Genomic DNA, 21,555 nt, shown 5'->3' on the forward strand with positions numbered 1-21,555 from the left:
CTCTCGGCGACCAGAGCCCTGCGAGGACCTGTCGCGCCTGGAACCTATGGTGTCATGGAGCCCGGTCGATGGAACGGGCCCGGGTCGATGGCTGCCGCGAGCGATGGGGCACCCGCAGGCGTTTGCTCATCGGCCCTGTCGTCGGCTACCCTAGTGCGGTTGCCTGACATCAGGCTGTCGAACGTGGCGCCGCCCATTCCGGGCCAGGCGCAGGTGAATCTTAGGAGAACTATCGTGGCTGCCAACTGCGACGTCTGCGGCAAGGGACCGTCCTTCGGTCACTCGATCTCGCACTCGCACCGACGTACCAAGCGTCGCTGGAACCCCAACATCCAGCGCGTCCGCGCCGTCGTGGCGGGTACCCCCAAGCGTGTGAACGTCTGCACCTCCTGCCTCAAGGCCGGCAAGGTGCAGCGCGCCGTCTGATCCGGCGCCTTCAGCGCAAGGCCGATGACCCTGGCGGGTCATCGGCCTTCTGCTTTGTCCCGCCACGCCGCTCCGTCTGGGCACCGCGCCCTGGCGCGGCCATGGACGTGTCAGGCGAAGTGGTCCCATCCGGTGCCGCGCGGCCGAGCGCCATCGATGAGCAGCTCGCCGTCGCCTTCACGCACCACGCCCACGACGTGCCACGTGCCAGGGACGGCGGACGCGCGCGGGAAAGTCGCCAGCATGTGGTGATCCTCGCCCCCGCTGAGGGCCCACGCCAGCGCCTCGCTCGCGTCGAGACCGAGCGCGCGCGCGGTGCGGAGAGCGGCAGGGTGCACGGGCACCTCATCGGACCGCACCTCGAGCGTCACCTCCGACGCCCGCGCCATCCGGCTGGCGTCACGCGTCAGACCATCGGAGAGGTCCATCATCGCCGTCGCGCCGTGAAGCGCGCCCTCGAGTCCGGCACCGATGCGAGGGGCGGGACGCAGGAACAGCGACACGGCCTCCTCATCGACCCGCTCGCCGCGCGCGAGCTGCTCGAACCCGGCCTTCGCCGCCCCGAGCGCTCCTGATACGGCGATCACGTCGCCGGCCACCGCATCGGCCCGCGTGACGGGCTCCGTGCCGTGCGTCTCTCCCAGCACCGTCACGGCGACCACGATCTCGTCCGCACCCGACAGGTCACCGCCCACCACTCCGACGCCGTGGGGCTCGCACGCCTCCCGCAGGCCATCGGCGAGGTCGAGCACCCACTGGACCGGCGTGGTCGACGGAGCACACAGCGTGACCTCCAGCGAGGTCGCGACGGCGCCCATCGCGTCGATGTCCGCGAGGTTCTGCATCGCCGCCCGCCACCCCACGTCGGCGCCCGTGGACCACGCGGAGCGAAAGTGCCGGTTCTCGACGAGCACATCGCAGCTCACCACCAGGTCGCCGTCGACTGCGACCACCGCAGCATCGTCGCCTGGGCCGAGGATCTCCGCGTCCGTGCGCGGCAGGCGCGGCGCGAACAGGGCGATGAGCGAGTCCTCATCCATGTCGCCGATGGTCGTCATGCCACGAGCCTACGGTCACGCGGCGTACGGGCCGGCACGCCGCCGCGGCTACGCTGGAAGTCATGTCACACCGCGCCTCGACGGCTCTTGTCGCTGCCCTGGTGGTGGCGCCGCTCGCCGGGTGCGCCCATGCCTACGTGGTCGATCCAGCGCCCTACGCGGCCGATCCCGACTGCGCTCGCGTCATGCTCTCCATCCCCGAGACGGTGGGCGGCCTGGAGATGCGCGCCACCACCTCGCAGGCGACCCAGGCGTGGGGCGACGAACACGAGATCGTCGCGCGGTGCGGAGTCGAGCCGCCTGGACCGACCACGGAGCAGTGCATCGCGGTGTCGACCGCGGCAGCCGATGTCGACTGGTTGATGACGGAGGTGGATGGCGCATGGGTGGCGGTGACCTTCGGCCGCTCCCCCGCGCTCGAGCTCACCGTGCCGCAGGTGCGCGCCGACGAGGCGGTGGGTGATGTGCTCGCCGAGCTGTCGCCGGCCGCGGCGCTCGCTCCGCCCAACGGCCTCGAGTGCAGCTGAGCCGCCGAGCGGACGCCTCGGGCCTCTAGCGCAGGCCCGTCCGCCGAGCGAGCGCTCCCTCGAGAAGGGTCTGCACCAGCTCCGGATAGCTGACGCCGGCCGCGGCCCACATGCGCGGGTACATGCTCGTCGCAGTGAAGCCCGGCATGGTGTTGATCTCGTTGACCGTCACCGTGCCGTCCTCGCCGACGAACACGTCGACGCGCGCGAGCGACTCGGCTCCCACGGCGCGGAAGGCGCGCACCGCGATGTCGGCCACCTGCGCGGCGACGTCGTCCGCCAGCTCCGTGGGGCACCGCAGGTCCACCGCGGCCTCGTCGAGGTACTTCGCGTCGAAGTCGTAGAACTCGTGATCCCCGCCCGTGACGATCTCCCCCGCCGGCGACGCGCGCAGCCCGTCGGAAGCGGCGAGGACCGCCGTCTCGATCTCCCGGCCGGGCACGCCGCGCTCGATCAGCACCTTCGGATCGTGCTTGACCGCGTCCGCGATCGCCTCGTCGAGAGCGCTCCAGGCGGTGACCTTCGAGATGCCCATGCTCGAGCCGGCGCGGGCGGGCTTGACGAAGACCGGAAGTCCCAGCGCCTCGATCTCGGTCCGGTGCGCATCGGCCGTGTCTCCCGGTGCCAGCACCACGTCCGGCGTCACGGGCAGCCCCGCTCCGCGAAGGGCGGTCTTCATGTACTGCTTGTCCATCCCGATCGCCGACGCGAGCACGCCCGAGCCCACGTACCTGACGTCCACCAGCTCGAGGGCGCCCTGGACCGTTCCGTCCTCGCCGAATGGTCCGTGGAGCAGGGGGAAGACGACGTCGACGTCCGCGAGCGCCGAGGTCGAGCCGTCGGCCTCCAGCACACGCCAGGTCCGCTCCGAGGCGTCGCGCGGCGGCAGCACCGTCCGGTCGTCGTGAGCGACTCGTGGCAGCGTGCCGTCGCGCAGCAGCCATGCGTTCGCGTCGCTCGCCGCGGGCACCCAACGCCCATCCTCGGTGATGCCGACGGCGACCACGTCCCATCGGTCGCGATCGATCGCTCCCAGCACGCCGCCTGCCGTCGCGCAGGAGACTCCGTGCTCGGAGGACCGCCCGCCGAACAGGACGGCGACGGTGGGCCTGCTCACCTAGGACACCTCGGCCTTGCGCGGGCGCGACAGCAGCTTGCTCAGCACCTCGCCGATGGGCAGCTCGTGGTGGAGCGTGTCCACGACGGCGTCGCAGATCGGAACGTCGACGTCATGCTCCCGAGCGAGCTCCTGGATCGACAGCGACGTCTGCACGCCCTCGGCTGTCCCACCGGTCCGCGCGATGGCCTCCGCGAGCCCCAGGCCGCGCCCGATGTGCGCACCCAGGGTGTGGTTGCGGGACAGCGGCGACGCGCAGGTCGCGATCAGGTCCCCCATCCCGGCCAGCCCTGAGAACGTGTCGGGGTGGGCGCCCACCGCGACGCCCAGGCGCGTGATCTCGGCCAGGCCGCGAGTGATGACCGTCGCGGTGGTGTTGTGACCGAAGCCCATGCCATCGGTGATGCCCACGCCCACGGCGATGACGTTCTTGAACGCCCCGCACAGCTCGACGCCCACGACGTCGGGGTTGGTGTACGGGCGGAAGTACGACGATGCGGTGGCGGCCGCCACCAGCTCCGCGGCTGCCGTGTTCGTGCCGGCCACGACGGTGGCCGTGGGCTGCTTCACGGCGATCTCGCGAGCGAGGTTGGGGCCGGACACGACCAGCGTGCGGTCGGCCGGGAGATGCCATACCTCGCGCAGGACGTCGCTCATGCGCGCGTGAGTGCCGACCTCGATGCCCTTCATCAGCGATGCGACCACCGCGCCGTCAGGCACGGCGTCCGCGTACTCGCCGATGATCCCGCGCACCTTCTGGGCAGGCAGCGCGATGGCGACGATGTCGGCCCCCTCGAGTGCCTCGCGCGCGTCGGTGGTCGCGACGATGCCTTCCGGGAGATCCATCCCCGGCAGGAACCGGTCGTTGCGACGCTCGGCGTTGATCTGCGCGGCGGCGCCTGCGTCGCGACCCCACAGCGACACCTCGGTGCCGGCGTCGCGCAGCACGGCGGCGAACGTCGTCCCCCACGCGCCGGAGCCCAGCACGGCGGCCCGCGTCATCGGCCGCCTCCCTCTCTGCGCATGTCCCAAGGCTTGTCCGGGGCGGCCTCGCCGCGGATCTGCTCGAGCATGCCTGTCAGGGTATCCATGATCCGGTCGGTCGCGCCGCGCAGCACCCCGATGTCGAGGTCGCGACCCCTGAACTCCGCCAGGTCCACAGCGGGCCCTGCCTTCACGGTGACCGTCTTGCGCGGGAAGAGGTCGACCTTCTTCGAGTACGGCGCGAGCAGCTCCTGGGCGCCCCACTGCGCGATCGGGATCACCGGAACGTCGTGCTCGAGCGCCATGCGCGCGGCGCCGGTGCGGGCGAGCATGGGCCACATGTCCGGGTCCCGCGTGAGCGTGCCCTCGGGGAACACCGCGATCGAGTCGCCCCGACTCAGCAGCTTCACGGCCGCGTCCACGGCTTCGCGAGCGCGCGCGCTGCCGCGCTGCACGGGGACCTGATCGAGCCCGGCGAGCGCCTTGCCCGCCACGGGCAGGTCGAACAGCGAGGCCTTCGCGAGGAAGTGCGGCGCGTACCCGTGGTCGTACAGGAAGTGCGCGAGCGTGAACGGATCCGCGTACGTGACATGGTTGGAGACCGCGATGAAGCCGCGGTCGCTCGGCAGGTTCTCCGCGCCCGACCAGTGGCGCTTGGTCGTCGCGAGCAGCACAGGCTTCACCAGGACCGCGGCGGCGCGGAAGCCTGCGGGAATCTTGGGTGCCATGGCCTACTCGACCGACGCGCCGAGCGCCGCCAGCTTGTCGCGGAAGCTCTCGTACCCACGGTCGATGATGCCGATGCCTGACACGGTCGACGTGCCCTCGGCCGTCAACGCGGCGATCAGGTGCGAGAAGCCGCCACGCAGGTCGGGCACCTCGATGTCGGCCGCCTGCAACGGGGTCGGACCCGAGATCACGGCCGAGTGCAGGAAGTTGCGCTGTCCGAACCGGCACTGCTTGTCGCCCAGGCACTCGCGGTACAGCTGCACGCACGCCCCCATCGCGATCAGCGCATCGGTGAAGCCGAACCGGTTCTCGTACACCGTCTCGTGGACGATGCTCAGTCCCTGCGCCTGGGTCAGCGCGACCACGAGGGGCTGCTGCCAGTCGGTCATGAATGCCGGGTGGACGTCGGTCTGCAGGGCGATCGAGTGGAGATCGCCGCCGGGGTGCCAGAAGCGGATGCCCTCTGGCGTCACCTCGAACTCGCCGCCGACCTTGCGGAACACGTTGAGGAACATGCCCATCGTGCGCTGCTGGGCACCGTGCACCAGGATGTCGCCCCTCGTCGCGAGCGCAGCGGACGCCCACGACCCCACCTCGATCCTGTCGGCGAGCGACGTGTGGTCGTAACCGTGCAGGCGCTCGACGCCCTCGATGGTGATCGACCGGTCGGTGTCCACCGAGATGATCGCGCCCATCTTCTGCAGCGTGTCGATGAGGTCCTTGATCTCTGGCTCGACGGCCGCGTTGTCGAGTCGCGTGATGCCCTCTGCGAGGACCGCGGTCAGCAGGAGCTGCTCCGTCGCGCCCACGGACGGATAGTCGAGCGTGTGCTTGATGCCGTGGAGGCCGCGTGGTGCCGTGAGGTGCAGGCCGTCCCCGGCCTCCTGGACCTGCGCGCCGAACTTGGTGAGGATCTCGAGGTGGAAGTCGATGGGCCGGTCGCCGATGCGGCAGCCGCCCAGGTCGGGGATCACGGCCTCCCCCAGGCGGTGCAGCAAGGGGCCGCACAGCAGGATGGGGATGCGCGACGAGCCCGCGTGGGTCGCGATCTGGAGCGCGTCCGCCGCCTGGAGCGTGGACGTGTCCGCGTGCAGCTCCCCCGACTCCACGTCGTAGTCGACGGCGGCGCCGTGGAGCCGGAGAAGCTCGGACACCACCTTCACATCGCGAATGTCAGGGACGTTGCGCAGCGTCGACGGCGTGGATCCCAGGAGCGCGGCCACCATCGCCTTGGAGACGAAGTTCTTGGCGCCGCGCACCGAGATCTCGCCGCGCAGCGGCACGCCGCCGTGCACGCGGATCGAGTCGGTCATGGCACCCATCTTCCCCCATCAACGGTGAGACGCCCGCATCCACCCCCTATCCGCCGCCGCGGAGTGCCGTACTCTCCAGGGTCCGTGCTCGGCGCGCGTCCTGGAGAGGTGCCGACCCTGGGCGCGCCCCGTGCCACGATGTCCGCATGCCTTCCCATCAGCGACGCGCGGTGTTCGCCGGCCTGACCACGCTCGACGTGATCCACCAGGTCGAGCATCTGCCAGCGCCCAACGCGAAGGTGGTCGCGCTGGACTTCGCCGTCGCCGCAGGCGGCCCCGCCACGAACGCCGCCGTCGCGTTCGCGCATCTGGGCGGATCGCCCGAGCTGCGCACGAGGCTGCCCGAGCATCCGCTGACGGGCCTGATCCGGGCCGATCTCGATGCCTGCGGCGTCGCCCTCGTCGATGCCGGCGGCCTCGATGGTCCGCCCGTCACCGCGTCCATCATGGTGACCCGCGCGACCGGTGAACGAGCCGTCGTCTCTCCCAGCGCATCGGCCGTCATGACGAACCGCTCCCCCGTCGAGCCGGCGTCGCTGGAGGGCGCGAGCGCGGTGCTGGTAGACGGGTATTACCCCGAGATCGCGGTGCCGCTCGCTCGAGCGGCACGCGCGCAGGGCGTTCCCGTCATCATGGACGCCGGCAGCCTGAGGTCGCACACCTCCGACGTGATTCGTGAGGTGGACGTGGTCATCGCGTCCCAGGATCTCGCGACTCCCAGCGGCGCGATCGAGCCCGACGACGTCTTCGCGTGGATCGAGTCGCTGGGTGTCGAAAGGGCCGCGATCACGCGCGGGTCCGACCCCGTCCTGTGGCGCGTACGAGGCGCCGAGGGCGTGGTCCCGATCGCCCCCGTGGCGGTGGTCGACACCCTGGGCGCCGGAGATTTCTTCCACGGCGCGCTGGCCTGGCGCATCGCCTCGCTGGGGATGGACGACGCGCGCCTGGCTGAGGATCTCGCGTGGGCGGTTGCGGCCGTGGGGCCGGCGCTCGGGTCGTTCGGCACGCGAGCGTGGCTGGGACGCGAATAGGGCTCGGCCCGCCGTCGGCGCCCTACTGTCCGGGAACGGTGACGAAGATGTCGAACAGCTCGGGGTGGTGCGCGTGGACCAGCACAGCGAAGACCACGGCGTCGAACAGCAGGTGCACCGCGAGCACGTAGGGAAGCGACTTGAAGCGCGAGAAGATCCACGCCTGGATGAGCGCGAACGGGATCGTGAGCAGCGGCCCCCATTCGCGGTAGCCCAGCTCCCACAGGAAGCTCACGAAGACCATCGCCTGGAGCACGTTCGCGAGCCACATCGGGAAGTGCCGCATGAGCAGGGCGAAGACGGTGCAGATGAAGAACAGCTCGTCCCAGATGCCCACCGCGTTGACCCCGACGAACAGGCGTGCGATCTCGTTGGTGCCCGTGATCTCGGGCCAGTTCAAGTAGGCGCCGGAGCCGATGAAGTAGAACGGCAGGATCAGGTAGCCCAGCAGGATCACGACGCCCAGGTAGATCCACTGAGCACGCGACCAGCGCCGCCCCGTGAACATGGGGAACTTCACGGCGTCGTGCTTCAACCAGTACCTCGCGAGCGCCCAGGGAACCAGTACCGCCCCTCCGAGCGCGAGCGTGAAGCCGAGCATCCCGCTGTTGGACAGGTCCGCCTCGAGTGAGATGGCGGAGATGATGAGCTGGCCGATCGCGATCAGCGTGAGGTCCTTCGCGAGCGCGCGGTCGACGGCGAAGGCGAGCGCGACACCGGCGATGAGCGGCACGTACCCGAGCGGGCGGACGTGGACGGCGAACAGCAGCACGGCGGCACCGCACACCAGCAGCGCCGATGCGACCCTGAGCGCCGTACGCCCGTCACCGAGGAGCGGCGGCGGCACGCGGGACTCGGCTGTCGCTGTCATGGGACGAGCATGGCACGAGCGACGGCAGTCGCCGTCACGCCGCTCGTCAGGCCGGCGACGCGACGGTCCTGGTCAGTCGGGGGTACGCGGCGCCGAGCGTCACCACTCGCACCGCGTTGAGGGTGAGGAAGGCGGTCCAGACGTGGCCGTTCGTGAGGCCCCCCGGCTGGGCGGCGCCCCACACGATCATCGGCACGAACACGCCGAGCACTGACACCATCATCGCCGCGAGCATCAGCCCCGAACGGCCCGCGCCCAGGAACACCCCGTCGAGCCAGTACGCGCCCCACGAGACGAGCGGCAGCAGCGCGATCCATGGCCAGTATTCCAACGCTGTCGTGCGCACCGCAGGCAGGTCAGTGAGCGCCGCGAGGATGGGTTCGCGTGCGATCCAGTAGAGCGCGGTCAGTGCAATGCCGATCGCCACCATCGGGATCGCCGTCGCAATGACCGCGGCATGGAAGTCCGGGACTCGCGCCGCTCCTGCCGCGTGGGCGACCAGGGCCTCCGCCGCGTTGGCGTAGCCGTCGAGGGCGTAGGACGCGACGTTCATCAGCTGCAGCATGATCGCGTTCGCGGCCAGCGTCTCGGGATCGAAGCGGGAGCCGACCGAGGCGACGAATGCGACCACGCCCGTCAGCAGCGCCGTCCGGCCCATGTACGCGCCGTTGAACAGCAGCAGCGCGCGCCAGCCGCGGCGCAAGGTCGCGTCTCGCCAGTCGCGCAGCGTCGCCCGTTGCGCCGCATCGAGCCGCCTCCACAGCAGTGCGACCGCGAGGGCGGCGCCCATCCACTCCGAGCCGAACGTCCCCCACGCCGCGCCCTCGGCCCCCAGACCCAGCCCGCCCACGAGGAACAGGTCGAGCACGATGTTCGCGACGGCCTGAGTGGTCGCGATCACGAGCGGGATGCGGGTGTTCTTGGCGCCGATGAACGACCCCGCGACCACCAGGGTCACCAGCAGGGCTGGCAATGACAGGCTGCGGATCAGCGTGTACGCGAGCGCGGCGTCACGCGCTGGCCCCTCGGGTGCCAGCACATGCAGGATCGCAGGCACGAGCGCCCACATGCCGATGAGCCACACGACGGACAGCGCGGCTGCGAGCGCGCCGGCGCGCTGGATGTGGCGCACGGCTCCGGTCCGGTCCCCCGCACCGAGCGCACGCCCCACGAGCGAGGTGGTGCCCACCCGGAGGAAGGAGAAGACCCAGAACAGCGTCGAGATGACGGCGGCGCCCAGACCCACGGCGCCCAGATCCGTCGCCGTCGCGAAGTGACCGAGAGCCGCGGTGTCGACCAGGCCCGCGAGGGGCACGGCGACGTTGGACGCGATCGCCGGGAGGGCAAGCGCCGCGGCCGCGCGATGCGGCAGGGGCCGGGCGACGCGGCGCCCTGATGGAGCCGCGTTGCCGTCGGCCACGGGCCTACGAGACCGGGCGGGCGGCCTCGATCTCGACCTTCGGCTCCGTCTTCGCAGGCAGAGTCTTCGGTCGCCACGCGGCGCGCGTCGCCTCGAAGGCCGTGATGTCCTCCTCGTTCTGAAGGGTCAGGCCGATGTCGTCGAGGCCCTCCATGAGGCGCCAGCGAACGTAGTCATCGATCTCGAAAGGCACGGTCAGCTCGCCACATGTGACGGTGCGGTCCTCGAGCGAGACGGTGATGTGCTTGCCGGGCTCGGTCTCGATGAGCTTCCACAGCAGCTCGACGTTCTCCTGGCTCACCACGGCCGCAAGCAGGCCCTGCTTGCCGGAGTTGCCGCGGAAGATGTCCGCGAAGCGGCTCGCGATCACCACTCGGAAGCCGTAGTCCTTGAGCGCCCACACGGCGTGCTCGCGCGAGGATCCGGTGCCGAAGTCGGGGCCGGCGACCAGCACGGAGCCGGCCTGGTAGGCGGGCTGGTTGAGGATGAACGACTCGTCCCCGCGCCACGCCGCGAACAGGGCGTCGTCGAACCCGGTCTTGGTGACGCGCTTGAGGTAGACAGCGGGGATGATCTGGTCGGTGTCGACGTTGGAGCGGCGCAGCGGGACGCCGATGCCGGTGTGGGTCGTGAACTTCTCCATGGCGGTACTCCTTACGCGGAAGCGCCGACGAGCAGGTCGGCGCCCTCCAGGTCGGCGGGGCTCGACAGCGTGCCGCGCACGGCAGTCGCGGCGGCCACGAGCGGCGACACCAGGTGGGTGCGGCCGCCCTTGCCCTGGCGTCCCTCGAAGTTGCGGTTCGAGGTGGAGGCGCTGCGCTCCTCCGGGGCGAGCTGGTCGGGGTTCATGCCCAGGCACATCGAGCAGCCGGCGTTGCGCCACTCGGCGCCGAAGTCCTTGAAGATCTGGTCGATCCCCTCGGCCTCCGCCTGCAGCCGGACGCGCGCCGAGCCGGGCACGACCAGCATGCGCAGGCCAGGGGCCATGCTCCGGCCCTGGATGATCTCGGCGGCGGCGCGCAGGTCCTCGATGCGACCGTTGGTGCACGATCCTAGGAAGACCGTGTCGATCTTGATCTCGCGCAGCGGCTGGCCCGGGGTAAGTCCCATGTACTTGAGGGCGTTCTCCGCGGCCTCGCGCTGGTCCGCGTCCGCGATCTCCTCGGGGTTGGGCACCGAGGCGCTGAGCGGCAGGCCCTGGCCCGGGTTGGTGCCCCAGGTCACGAAGGGCTCGAGGTCCGATGCGGCCAGGTTCACCTCGGCGTCGAACACGGCGTCATCGTCCGTGGTGAGGGTCCGCCAGTACTCGACGGCCTCGTCCCAGTCCGCGCCCTCCGGGGCGTGCGGGCGGCCCTTGACGTACTCGAACGTGGTCTCGTCCGGCGCGATGAGGCCAGCGCGCGCGCCGGCCTCGATCGACATGTTGCACACGGTCATGCGCGCCTCCATCGACAGCGACCGGATCGCCTCGCCGCGGTACTCGAGCACGTAGCCCTGACCGCCGCCGGTGCCGATCTTCGCGATCACCGCGAGGATGATGTCCTTCGCGGTGGTGCCCTCGGGAAGCTCACCGTCGACGTTGATCGCCATCGTCTTGAACGGCTTGAGCGGGAGCGTCTGGGTCGCGAGCACGTGCTCGACCTCGGACGTGCCGATGCCGAACGCGAGCGCCCCGAACGCGCCGTGGGTCGAGGTGTGCGAGTCGCCGCACACCACGGTCATGCCCGGCATGGTCAGCCCCAGCTGCGGACCGACGACGTGGACCACGCCTTGGTCGGCGTCGCCCAGCGAGTGGATGCGGACCCCGAACTCGCGCGCGTTGGCGCGCAAGGTGTCGATCTGCGTGCGCGACGTGACATCCGCGATCGGCAGGTCGATGTCGAGGGTGGGGGTGTTGTGGTCCTCGGTCGCGATGGTGAGGTCAGGTCGGCGCACCGGGCGGCCCGCGAGCCGGAGGCCCTCGAATGCCTGAGGGCTGGTGACCTCGTGGCACATGTGGAGATCGATGTAGATGAGGTCGGGCGCGCCGTCCTCACCCTTGCGGACCAGGTGGCTGGCCCACAGCTTCTCCGCGAGCGTGGTTCCCATGATTACCTCCGTGCTGCTTGCTGTCTCACAATCTGAGACGCTAGTATCGCTCTATGGACAATCATAGCGGCGTCGGAGTGGTTGACAAGACGGCGGCCATCCTCGGCGCTCTCGAGAAGGGCCCGGCCACGCTGGCCGAGCTGGTCTCCACCACCCATCTTGCGCGCCCCACCGTGCATCGGCTAGCCCTCGCTCTCGAGCACCATCACCTGGTGGGCCGCGACGCGACAGGAGCCTTCGTGCTCGGGCGCCGCTTCTCCGAGCTGGCGGCGACGGTGGGCGAGGACCGCCTCGTATCCGCCGCACTTCCGGTGCTCACGACGCTGCGCGACCGCACGGGCGAGTCCAGTCAGCTCTACCGCCCGCACGGCGACCAGCGCATCTGCATCGCCGCCGTCGACCGTCCGGTGGGACTGCGCGACTCCATCCCCGTCGGCACCACGATGACCATGACCGCCGGATCGGCCGCGAAGGTGCTGCTCGCCTGGGAGGAGCCCTCGCGCATGCACGTCGCGCTCGCGGACGCCGCGTTCACGGCGGCGGAGCTCGCGCGCGTACGGGAGCTCGGCTACGCCGAGTCGGCGGCCGAGCGAGAGGCAGGCGTCAGTTCGGTGTCCGCCCCAGTGTGGGGCACGGCGGGCACGGTCATTGCCGCCGTGTCCATCTCCGGGCCGATCGAGCGCCTCACCGCCGCCCCAGCCGCCGCTCATGCGGCGGCCGTGACGGATGCCGCGCGCCAGCTCAGCGACGTGCTGCGCCGGACCGAGGGCTGATCGCGCTTCGCTGAGGCCGCGGTCGACGTCGCGGACGTCAGACCCGGCACGCCCATCCGCGGAGACTGTGCGCCTGAGCCCCCGCCGCCTCGCCGCGGCGTGCCAGGGGCGACGTCAAGCCGGATGCTGGCGCCCGTCCGACGCCGAGGGCAAGCACGAGGGTCCGGATGCCTCGAGCGGCAGGTTGCTGCGCGCGCTCATCACCCCTGCTAGACGCCCCATCAAAAAGTGTTAACGTTCCACGACTCCACAATCGAAACGTTTCTTGCTACGTTCCTCTGACATCGGTCGACGCCGCGGTGGCGCTCGACCCGTGCGGGGGACGACCTGGCACCGATGGCTCAAAGGAGAGCAATTGTGAGAACACCAACACTCCGGCGCGCGGCGGCAGCCGTGACCGCCGCCGCGCTCATCGCCGTCGCGGGAGCGACTCCATCATGGGCGGACCTTCCGACAACCGACTTCGAGGCCGACTCCGGTGGCTTCTGGGGCTTCGGCGTCGGCGGCGGCCAGGGCGGCCAGCCCTACGTCGACGGCGGCATGCTGTGTGGCGACAGCACCGGCGACACGCTCTACGCGGGCGGCATGGGCAGGGATGGTTTCACCATCGCCGCCGGCGACAACGTCCTGTCCCTCACCATCCACGCCGACGGCCCGGTGCCCGTGCAGCTCTCGGGTCCGACCGATGACGTCCAGCACGTGAGCCAGGAGGTCGACGTGGACGGGGTCGCTGAGGTGTCGATCCCGTTTACCGTGGATGAGGAGGTCGACCCCGGCAAGCTCATCGTCTTCGTCGGGGAGGCGGGCGACGGGCCACGCACCGTGTGCATCGACGACGTGTCCGTGACGGCCGCGGGAACCGAGTTGATCACCGGCGGCGACTTCTCTGACGGCACCGGCTCGTGGTGGGGCTCGGGACAGCTCTCCATCTCCGCGGAGACGGGCGCCCTGTGCACCGACGTGCCCGCCGGCGGAGGCGACCCATGGGCCCACATCGTGGGCCTCGATGGCGTCACCCTGCCCGCCGGAGCGTACACGTACAGCTTCACGGCATCGGCCACGTCGACCACGGACGAGCAGCCGAGCGTGCGTGCCCTCATCCAGAACCCGACCACCTATGCCACGGTGGTCGACGAGACCGTGTTCCCGACCAGCGAGGGCAGCGAGTACTCCTTCTCCTTCGAGATCACCGAGGACCTCGCAGATCGCCAGATCGCCTTCCAGATCGGCGGCTCCGAGGACGCATGGACGTTCTGCGTCGACGACGTCTCGCTCATCGGCGGTGTGACCATCGAGCCGTACGAGCCCGAGACGGGACCGCGCGTGCGCGTCAACCAGGTGGGCTACCTCGCGCACGGCCCCAAGGAGGCCACCGTCGTCACGGAGGCCACCGAGCCGGTCGCCTGGGAGCTCAGCTCCGACGGCGCGTCCATCGCCTCGGGCACGACCGTCCCGGCAGGTGTCGACGCATCGGCGGGGCTCAACGTCCACGCCATCGACTTCTCCGGCGTGACCGCGCCAGGCATCTACACGCTGACGGCGGACGGCGACACGAGCTACGAGTTCGAGATCGGCACCGACGCTTATCAGCAGCTGCGCTACGACGCCCTCAACTACTTCTACCTCGCCCGCTCGGGCATCGAGGTCGACGGCGCGATCGTCGGCGACGCCTACGCGCGCGCGGCCGGACACGTCTCGTCGCCCGCCGACGGCGTGGCCAACAAGGGCGATCTCGACGTCCCGTGCCAGAACGAGGCCGACGTGGCCACCGTGTACGACGACGGCTATGACTGGGAGCCGTGCGACTACACGCTCGACGTGGTCGGCGGCTGGTACGACGCCGGGGACCATGGGAAGTACGTGGTCAACGGCGGGATCTCGACGGCCCAGCTGCTCGGCACATACGAGCGCACGCTCACCGAGGCGGCGACGGCACCTGAGGCGCTCGCCGACGGCACGCTCAACCTGCCGGAGACCGGCAACGACGTGCCAGATGTGCTCGACGAGGCCAGGTGGCAGCTCGAGTTCATGCTGTCGATGCAGGTGCCCGATGGCGCGCAATTCGCCGGCCTCGTGCACCACAAGATCCATGACGATGGCTGGACTGGCCTGCCCCTGATGCCCGCCAACGACGCCCAGGTGAGGGAGCTGCACCGTCCCTCCACCGCGGCCACGCTCAACGTCGCGGCCACCGCGGCGCAGGGAGCGCGCCTGTTCGAGGAGTACGACGCCGAGTTCGCGTCCGAGCTGCTCGCTGCCGCCGAGTCGACCTGGCAGGCCGCACTGGCCACGCCGGATCTCTACGCGCCCGCGGCGGACGGCGCCGATGGCGGCGGCCCGTACGACGACGACGACGTCACGGACGAGTTCTACTGGGCTGCGGCCGAACTCTTCCTCACGACTGGCGAGAGCGAGTACGAGGACTTCCTCATCGCATCACCCGTTCACGAGGCCGATTCCTTCGCGACCGAGGGCTTCAGCTGGGACAAGCTCGACGCCATCGCGAAGATGAACCTCGCCACCGTCCCCAACGACTTCGCCGAGCGCGATGCCGTCACCGACCAGGTGGTCGCGGGCGCGGCCGGCATCCTGGCGGTACAGCAGGCTCAGGAGTTCGGCCTGGCGCTTCCCGATGACGGGTTCGTGTGGGGATCCAACTCCCAGGTGCTCAACAACCAGGTGGTCCTGGGCACGGCCTTCGACCTCACGGGAGACAGGAAGTATGCCGACGCTGTCATCGAGTCGATGGACTACCTCTTGGGTCGCAACGCGCTCAACTGGTCCTACATCACGGACTATGGCGACGTGACCAGCAAGAACCAGCACAGCCGGTGGTTCGCGAACCAGCTCGACCCCGAGCTGCCCAACCCGCCGGCAGGCTCGGTGGCTGGCGGACCCAACACCCAGACCGGCACCTGGGACCCCACGTTCGCGGCCCTCTACCCCGCGCAGGACTGCGCTCCTCAGCGGTGCTATGTCGACCACATCCAGTCATGGGCGACCAACGAGATCACGGTCAACTGGAACTCCGCCCTGAGCTGGGTCGCATCATGGATGGCCGACGTGGACCAGGCGGACAGGATCGGCAACCCGCCGTTCCCCGACGTCTCCCCGTCGCTCGAGCACTTCGAGGCCGTCACGTGGATGTGGCGCAATGGCTACGCCAACGGCTTCGAGGATGGCACGTTCCGTCCGTTCGCGCCCATCACGCGTGACGCCGTGGCCGCCTTCCTGTTCCGCATGGCCGCACCGGAGGACTACGTGGCGCCCGAGACCCCGCACTTCGCGGATGTCACTCCGGACAGCACGGAGTTCTACACGGAGATCAGCTGGCTCTACGACGCCGGCATCTCCGAGGGCTGGGACGATGGCACCTTCCGTCCGGAGTCGCGCATGACGCGCGACGCCATGGCGGCGTTCCTGTACCGCTACCTCGAGCCCGAGAACTACACCGCGCCGGAGACATCGCACTTCACGGACGTCACCGCGCTCAACACCGAGTTCTACACGGAGATCAACTGGCTGCACGACGCCGGCATCTCCACGGGCTGGGAGGACGGCACGTTCCGCATGGGCTCGCCGGTCACGCGTGACGCGTACTCGGCGTTCCTCTACCGGATCATGGCCGAGTCGGCCTGACTCCGGCACTGCGCGCGGCGCGTCGCTCCGCCGGGAGCGGCGCGCCGCGTCGCTTGTGCTCGCCGTCGGTGAGCTGGGCGGCGGCGCGGCGCGCAGCGCGATAGACGCCCGTCCCGGGCGCGCCCGCCGCGGCGACCACGACCAGGACGAGGTCCGAGCCCACGGCGCGCGTGATGACCTGCTGGGCCGCGCCGTAGATCACGGAGCCCTCAGGGCTCTCGACCCCCACGCTCTGGGCGACGAGCGCGCTCACCGCCGCGAGCGTCGCCGCGGCAGCGGCGCCCTGGTCGCGCGCTTCGAAGGCGAGGTCGTCGTAGTGGGCACGCCCGTCCGCACCGGCGATGATCACGCGGTGAACGCCGGGGTGCGCACGCAGCTCGTGCGCGATCGCCGCACACCTGTCTCGAGGGATCACGCGGTGCGCGCCATGCCGGACAGCACGCGCAGACGCTCCGCCTCCCGCATGACAGCCTCCGCGGCGCTCGCCACGTCCGCGCCGGCATCGAGAAGGATCGCCAGCACGTGCCCTGCGTCGACCGGAGCGAGCACGACGACGCCGTCCTCTCCCACGGTGGTCGAGACGCGAGCCGCGCCGAGGCCGAACGCCGCCGTGGCCGTTGCCGCGAGCCCCAGCATCGCTGCGGTCAGCGCGGCTCCTCCATCGCGTTCCCGCAGCGGGACGTCGTCATACAGGGCGATGCCGTCGGTGCGCGCGATGATCAGGCGTGACAGGCCCGTCAGGTCCTTGCGCAGCCGCGCTCCGACGAGGAGGCCATGCTTGGGGATGATCATGAGGCAGTCTCCCGACGGGCGGATGCCGAGCCATCGACAAGGCCGAGCAGATCCACCAGGAGCGCCCGCGACTGTCCGGCGTCTCGCGGATCGCACGCGACCACTCGGCTCGCATCGACGCCCACGAACTGTGCGATCTGACCGCGTCCCGCCTGTCGCGGATCCCACCGGTTGGCTGCGAGCAGGAACGGCACGTCGGGCGCGAACGAGGCGAACCGTCGGACGATGGACTTGAGCTGCGCCTGGGCCTGGAGCCTGCTGGCGTCCACCAGCAGTACGTATCCCGCCATGCCCTGGGCGAGCATGGGCCACATGAAGTTGAACCGCTCCTGGCCAGGGGTGCCGAACAGAGTCACGCGTTGCTCCCCGGCTGGCGTCGGCAGGTCCACGGTGCCGTGATCCATGGCAACCGTGGTCTGCTCCTTGAGCCGCGAGGTGGCGTCCGAGACGTTTCGCTCGACGCCGATCGCGTTGTCGCACACGGTGGTGACGAAGGTGGTCTTGCCGGACCCGAAGGGCCCGGCAACGACCACCTTCACCACCCCTGTCGGCTGGCCGGGCGTGGCCGCAGGGACATAGCGGTCCGAGACCGCACCCGCATCCATCAGATCTCGAGAGCCGTCTCGATCCCCTGCAGCTGGCGACGCGCCATGGCAAGGTTCGACCGCGAACGGTCGAGGGCCACGTAGATGAAGAGTCCGTGGCCGTTGGGGGCGGTCACGAGGCGAATGAGGTGGATCTGCTTGCCGAGCGTGATCAGGATGTCCTCGATCGCGTCGTCGAGGCCGAGCGAGTCCATCACGCGAAGCTTGGCGCGCACCACCTCGGTGTTGCCAGCCGCTGCGAGCTCGAGGTCGAGACCGCTCCCGGCGGTCGCGAGCGTCATTCCACTGTCGTAATCGACGAGTGCGGCGCCGATCGCACCTTCAATCGTCATCACATTGGTCATCGACTCAGCGGGGTTTGCCATCTTTTTCTCCTTCATAGGACGCAGGCGAAAGTCACCTGCACGGTGTTCGATTGCGGGCGCTCGGCGGATTGGCCATGCCCACTGCGGCGTCAGACTCCTCACTGCGCGCACTGTCCGGACTCCAGTGGGTCGGGAACGGCGCAACCCTACGAGGGCGAGCGATCGGGGTCCAGGGTTGACACGTGTGGGCTATCTCACGGAATACCATCGAGGCGTACGGCATCACACATTCCGACCGGCGCGTTTTGTCATACTTCGTGCCGGTACACCCGGCCAGATTGTCTGAGTTTGCGCATATTGTTCTCGCGCGGTCGCGCTTGAGACTCAAGTTGCTACCAATGTTGAGAACGCAACCAATTCCGCCGCCAGCTAGGGTGCAAATATGACTCCCGACGCCGCGCCCATTGTGATCTTCGACGGCGATTGCGGCCTGTGCAACGGCTTTGTCGCATGGCTGATCCGGCACGATCCCGACGGCCACTTCCTCATCACGGGGAGCGCCGGCGACGTGGGGGCGGCCGCGCTCGATGCCATGGGACTGGAGCGCGCCCTGGCCGCATCGACGCTCGCGGTCGCCACGTCCTCCGGGCCCTTGGTGAGGACCGATGCGGTGGCGGGCGTGCTGCGCGAGCTCGGCGCGCCCTGGCGGTGGGGCGCGGCGATGACGGTCGCTCCCCGCGGCCTGCGCGACCGCGTCTATGACGCGATCGCGCGCCGTCGCCCGCGCCGGCCTGCAGAGTACCCCGCTTGCGGTACTCCGCCACCCGCACTCGTGCGCACGTGGCGTGAACGCCTGGCGACCATCCAGGACGTGAGGGCGCTGCGCGACTGAGCCCGCGCATCGGCCCGTCGCTGCCGCGAAACGGGACCTAGGCAACGAAAAACTCCCCACCGCGTGCGGTGAGGAGTCATCCGTAGCCCCGACGGGATTCGAACCCGCGCTACCGCCTTGAGAGGGCGGCGTGCTAGGCCGCTACACAACGGGGCCCTAGCCGACCATTCACCCTCCCGGGTGCCTGGCGCGAGATAAGACTCTACAGCATGAGCGGGCCTGCGCGCCAATCCGAGTGGGCCATGTACAGCGGCTGCGCTCAGCGCCGCCGGCCCTCGTGAGCCCGTCGCACTCCCCTGCCCCGCGGTCGACCCGCTCTTGCTTCGCCCACGTGCGTTATGTAAACTTGAGCGTATACGACTCAACAACGCGCACACTCACGCATCTACCAGGAGGCTCACCATGACCGCCACGCCGCAGGCTCCTGACACCCAGGAGCAGCAGTCCGCCCTCGAGCAGTTCGGCCAGGACTTCACCGCCCTGGCGGAGTCCGGCTCCCTCGACCCCGTGATCGGGCGTGACGAGGAGATCCGCCGCGTCATGCAGGTCCTCACGCGCCGCACCAAGAACAACGCCGTGCTGATCGGCGAGCCTGGCGTGGGCAAGACCGCAATCGTCGAAGGCCTTGCCCAGCGCATCGTCGCCGGGGACGTGCCGAGCAGCCTGAAGGACCGACGGGTGATCGAGATCGCCATGAGCTCCGTCGTGGCCGGCGCGGCCTTCCGCGGGCAGTTCGAGGAGCGCCTCAAGGCGATCCTCGCCGAGGTGGAGCAGGCCGAGGGACGCATCGTCCTGTTCGTCGACGAGCTCCACACCATCGTGGGCGCCGGCAAGGCGGACGGGAGCGTGGACGCTGGCAACATCCTCAAGCCCATGCTCGCGCGCGGGAAGCTGCGCATGATCGGCGCCACCACGTTGAACGAGTACCGGGAGCACATCGAGACCGACAGCGCGCTCGAGCGCCGGTTCCAGCCTGTCTACGTGGGCGAGCCGTCGATCGAGGACACCGTCGCGATCCTGCGCGGGCTGCAGGACAAGTACGAGGTGCACCACGGCGTGAAGATCACGGATGAGGCCATCGTGTCAGCCGCCCGGCTGTCCGACCGCTACATCTCGGACCGGTTCCTGCCTGACAAGGCGGTCGACCTGATCGACGAGGCCACCAGCGCGCTCAAGATGCAGCTCGACTCCATGCCCATCGAGCTCGACCGAGCACGCCGCCGCATCATGCAGCTCGAGATCGAGCGCACCCAGGTCGCCAAGGACAAGTCCGACCACGCCAAGGCCCGGCGCGACGAGATCGATGGCGACATCGCGCGCCTGCGCCAGGAGTCGGAGGCCCTGAACATGCGCTGGGCGCGCGAGAAGGACCTGATCGTCCGGGTGTCCGCGGCGACGGAGCGTTTGGAGAGCCTGCGCGGCGACCTCGAGCGCGCCGAGCGGTACGGCGAGCTGGAGCGCGCCGGCCGGATCCGCTACGGCGAGATCCCGTCAGCGGAGAAGGAGATGGCCGATGCGCGGCGGGAGCTGGACGCCATCGCGCCCGAGGAGCGCATGCTGCGCGAAGAGGTCACGGGCGAGGACATCGCCGGCGTGGTCGCGAAGTGGACGGGCGTGCCCGTCGAGAAGCTCCTGACAGACGAGTCGGCGAAGCTCGGCCACCTCGAGGAGCGCCTCCACGAGCGCGTGGTCGGCCAGCACCGGGCGATCGCGAGCGTGTCCGATGCCATCCGGCGCGCTCGCGCCGGCATCGCGGACGAGCACCGACCGATCGGCTCGTTCCTGTTCTTGGGCCCCACGGGCGTCGGCAAGACCGAGCTGGCTCGCGCGCTCGCCGAGCAGCTGTTCGACGACGAGCGCGCGATGATCCGCATCGACATGTCGGAGTACATGGAGTCGCACGCGGTCGCCCGGCTGATCGGCTCTCCCCCGGGCTACGTGGGCTACGACCAGGGCGGGCAGTTGACCGAGGCGGTCCGCCGGCGCCCCTACTCGATCGTGCTGTTCGACGAGGTGGAGAAGGCACACCCCGACGTGTGGAACGTGCTGCTGCAGGTGCTCGACGACGGACGGCTCACCGACGGCCGCGGCCGCACGGTGAACTTCACCAACACGATCCTCATCATGACGTCCAACCTGGGCTCCGACCTGGTGCTCGCGTGGGACGGCGAGGACCGCGAGGCGCTCGAGACAGGCCTGAACTGCGAGCTGCGACAGGCCTTCCGGCCCGAGTTCCTCAACCGCCTCGACGACGTGGTCGTGTTCAACCGCATCGACCCGGCGGCCATGGAGGGGATCGTGGATGCCGAGCTCGCCAAGACCGCCGCGCGGCTCGCATCGCAGAAGGACATCGAGCTCACCGTGACGGCCGGGCTGCGCGCCGCGCTCGCCCGCGACGGGTTCGACCCAGCCTTCGGTGCGCGACCGCTCAAGCGCCTCATCCAGACACGCCTGCTCAACGCGCTCGCGAAGGAGATCGTCGACGGCCGCATCGGTGAGGGCGACCGCGTGACCGCCGACTGGGACGGCGACGCGCTCACGCTGCGCACGGGCTGACTCCCGCCGAACAGCGAACCACTGTCCCGGGCGACACCCCGTCCGGCCCCGGCGTTCCCGACAGTTCCGAACATGTCGGCCACGCCATGCCGCGGATTGCGGGGTCGGGCCCGGCCGAACCCGGCGTGTCGCTTGCCGAACGTTCGGAACTGTCGGAGACAAGTGCGCGACGGCGGCGGCGAGAGCGGCGGCACGGGCGGACCGATGCGGTCGCCGGGGACGGCCGATGCGTGGGCGGGGAAAGCGAAAAGACCCGCCGGAGCGGGTCTTTCGTTGCTGGCTGGCCTACCTGGACTCGAACCAAGACTAAAGGAACCAGAAACCTTCGTGCTGCCAATTACACCATAGGCCAACAGGCCGGAGACGAACCCCGACCGGCGCACTACTCTACCGTGCCGCAGCCGCCCCGCCAAACCAGCGCCGCGTCCC

Annotated in this window: 20 protein-coding genes and 2 tRNA genes; 7 read left to right on the forward strand and 15 right to left on the reverse strand. The window is 69.9% G+C overall.

Annotation, left to right across the window (positions count from 1 at the left end; genetic code table 11):
* The first annotated feature begins 234 nt into the window (after positions 1-234).
* Complete coding sequence (gene rpmB, locus B7K22_RS01740) at positions 235-426, forward strand: 50S ribosomal protein L28 (RefSeq protein WP_061962473.1); 192 nt, start codon at positions 235-237, stop codon at positions 424-426.
* A gap of 110 nt (positions 427-536) precedes the next feature.
* Here the strand turns inward: rpmB and thiL are convergent, their stop codons facing one another.
* Positions 537-1,484 (reverse strand): thiamine-phosphate kinase, encoded by a 948-nt coding sequence (gene thiL, locus B7K22_RS01745; protein ID WP_084038067.1) that lies wholly within the window; start codon positions 1,482-1,484, stop codon positions 537-539.
* 62 nt (positions 1,485-1,546) lie between these two features.
* Here thiL and B7K22_RS01750 point away from each other — a divergent pair, with 62 nt between their 5' ends.
* Positions 1,547-2,011, forward strand: a complete 465-nt coding sequence (locus tag B7K22_RS01750) for a DUF3515 family protein (RefSeq protein ID WP_084038068.1) — start codon at positions 1,547-1,549, stop codon at positions 2,009-2,011.
* 25 nt (positions 2,012-2,036) lie between these two features.
* Here B7K22_RS01750 and B7K22_RS01755 read toward each other — a convergent pair whose 3' ends face one another.
* Genes B7K22_RS01755 through murA form a run of 4 tightly spaced genes read right to left on the reverse strand, consistent with a single transcriptional unit; the run spans position 2,037 to position 6,154 of the window.
* Positions 2,037-3,128: a D-alanine--D-alanine ligase family protein gene (locus B7K22_RS01755; protein WP_084038069.1), complete on the reverse strand. Its 1,092-nt coding sequence runs from the start codon at positions 3,126-3,128 to the stop codon at positions 2,037-2,039.
* A complete protein-coding gene (locus tag B7K22_RS01760; RefSeq protein ID WP_084038070.1) occupies positions 3,129-4,130 on the reverse strand; it encodes an NAD(P)H-dependent glycerol-3-phosphate dehydrogenase in 1,002 nt (333 codons plus the stop codon).
* The gene (locus B7K22_RS01765; protein ID WP_084038071.1) at positions 4,127-4,840 is read right to left on the reverse strand and encodes a 1-acyl-sn-glycerol-3-phosphate acyltransferase; all 714 of its coding nucleotides are present in this window, start codon (positions 4,838-4,840) and stop codon (positions 4,127-4,129) included. The genes B7K22_RS01760 and B7K22_RS01765 overlap by 4 nt, the downstream gene beginning before the upstream one ends.
* Positions 4,841-4,843: 3 nt before the next feature.
* Positions 4,844-6,154: a UDP-N-acetylglucosamine 1-carboxyvinyltransferase gene (gene murA, locus B7K22_RS01770; RefSeq protein WP_084039644.1), complete on the reverse strand. Its 1,311-nt coding sequence runs from the start codon at positions 6,152-6,154 to the stop codon at positions 4,844-4,846.
* Between the two features lie 146 nt (positions 6,155-6,300).
* Between murA and B7K22_RS01775 the strand changes: the two genes are divergently transcribed.
* Positions 6,301-7,185, forward strand: a complete 885-nt coding sequence (locus tag B7K22_RS01775) for a PfkB family carbohydrate kinase (RefSeq protein ID WP_084038072.1) — start codon at positions 6,301-6,303, stop codon at positions 7,183-7,185.
* Between the two features lie 22 nt (positions 7,186-7,207).
* Here the strand turns inward: B7K22_RS01775 and B7K22_RS01780 are convergent, their stop codons facing one another.
* From B7K22_RS01780 to leuC, 4 genes are read right to left on the reverse strand one after another with little or no spacing between them, the layout of a single operon-like run.
* A complete protein-coding gene (locus B7K22_RS01780; protein WP_084038073.1) occupies positions 7,208-8,056 on the reverse strand; it encodes a type II CAAX prenyl endopeptidase Rce1 family protein in 849 nt (282 codons plus the stop codon).
* 46 nt (positions 8,057-8,102) lie between these two features.
* Positions 8,103-9,476 carry an MATE family efflux transporter gene (locus B7K22_RS01785; protein WP_159448714.1) on the reverse strand — a complete coding sequence of 458 codons (1,374 nt, stop codon included), beginning with the start codon at positions 9,474-9,476 and terminating at the stop codon, positions 8,103-8,105.
* A gap of 4 nt (positions 9,477-9,480) precedes the next feature.
* The gene (leuD, locus tag B7K22_RS01790; protein WP_084038075.1) at positions 9,481-10,119 is read right to left on the reverse strand and encodes a 3-isopropylmalate dehydratase small subunit; all 639 of its coding nucleotides are present in this window, start codon (positions 10,117-10,119) and stop codon (positions 9,481-9,483) included.
* A gap of 11 nt (positions 10,120-10,130) precedes the next feature.
* A complete protein-coding gene (leuC, locus tag B7K22_RS01795; RefSeq protein WP_084038076.1) occupies positions 10,131-11,564 on the reverse strand; it encodes a 3-isopropylmalate dehydratase large subunit in 1,434 nt (477 codons plus the stop codon).
* Between the two features lie 53 nt (positions 11,565-11,617).
* Between leuC and B7K22_RS01800 the strand changes: the two genes are divergently transcribed.
* Positions 11,618-12,337: an IclR family transcriptional regulator gene (locus tag B7K22_RS01800; protein WP_084038077.1), complete on the forward strand. Its 720-nt coding sequence runs from the start codon at positions 11,618-11,620 to the stop codon at positions 12,335-12,337.
* Positions 12,338-12,694: 357 nt separating this feature from the next.
* Positions 12,695-15,976 carry a glycoside hydrolase family 9 protein gene (locus tag B7K22_RS01805; protein WP_144276190.1) on the forward strand — a complete coding sequence of 1,094 codons (3,282 nt, stop codon included), beginning with the start codon at positions 12,695-12,697 and terminating at the stop codon, positions 15,974-15,976.
* On the opposite strand, the gene B7K22_RS01810 is transcribed toward B7K22_RS01805, so the two are convergent.
* The 4 genes from B7K22_RS01810 to B7K22_RS01825 are packed head-to-tail and all read right to left on the reverse strand — an operon-like array spanning position 15,957 to position 17,738.
* Positions 15,957-16,391 carry a roadblock/LC7 domain-containing protein gene (locus tag B7K22_RS01810; RefSeq protein WP_084038079.1) on the reverse strand — a complete coding sequence of 145 codons (435 nt, stop codon included), beginning with the start codon at positions 16,389-16,391 and terminating at the stop codon, positions 15,957-15,959. The two genes, B7K22_RS01805 and B7K22_RS01810, sit on opposite strands and share 20 nt — an antisense overlap.
* The gene (locus B7K22_RS01815) at positions 16,388-16,768 is read right to left on the reverse strand and encodes a roadblock/LC7 domain-containing protein (protein ID WP_084038080.1); all 381 of its coding nucleotides are present in this window, start codon (positions 16,766-16,768) and stop codon (positions 16,388-16,390) included. Before B7K22_RS01815 ends, B7K22_RS01810 begins: the two co-directional genes overlap by 4 nt.
* A complete protein-coding gene (locus B7K22_RS01820) occupies positions 16,765-17,373 on the reverse strand; it encodes an ATP/GTP-binding protein (protein WP_084038081.1) in 609 nt (202 codons plus the stop codon). Before B7K22_RS01820 ends, B7K22_RS01815 begins: the two co-directional genes overlap by 4 nt.
* Positions 17,373-17,738, reverse strand: coding sequence for a hypothetical protein (locus tag B7K22_RS01825; protein WP_084038082.1), 366 nt, complete (start codon positions 17,736-17,738; stop codon positions 17,373-17,375). Before B7K22_RS01825 ends, B7K22_RS01820 begins: the two co-directional genes overlap by 1 nt.
* Before the next feature lie 382 nt (positions 17,739-18,120).
* On the opposite strand from B7K22_RS01825, the gene B7K22_RS01830 reads away from it, so the two are divergent.
* Positions 18,121-18,570 (forward strand): thiol-disulfide oxidoreductase DCC family protein, encoded by a 450-nt coding sequence (locus B7K22_RS01830; protein WP_084038083.1) that lies wholly within the window; start codon positions 18,121-18,123, stop codon positions 18,568-18,570.
* An 83-nt stretch (positions 18,571-18,653) separates the two neighbouring features.
* On the opposite strand, the gene B7K22_RS01835 is transcribed toward B7K22_RS01830, so the two are convergent.
* Positions 18,654-18,726 (reverse strand) — tRNA-Glu (locus tag B7K22_RS01835).
* 246 nt (positions 18,727-18,972) lie between these two features.
* Between B7K22_RS01835 and B7K22_RS01840 the strand changes: the two genes are divergently transcribed.
* Entirely contained in the window at positions 18,973-21,126 is a 2,154-nt protein-coding gene (locus tag B7K22_RS01840; protein WP_084038084.1) for an ATP-dependent Clp protease ATP-binding subunit, read from the forward strand.
* Positions 21,127-21,403: 277 nt separating this feature from the next.
* On the opposite strand, the gene B7K22_RS01845 is transcribed toward B7K22_RS01840, so the two are convergent.
* Positions 21,404-21,478 (reverse strand) — tRNA-Gln (locus B7K22_RS01845).
* Positions 21,479-21,555 lie beyond the last annotated feature (77 nt).

Source organism: Demequina sp. NBRC 110053 (assembly GCF_002090095.1).
Lineage (GTDB): Bacteria > Actinomycetota > Actinomycetes > Actinomycetales > Demequinaceae > Demequina.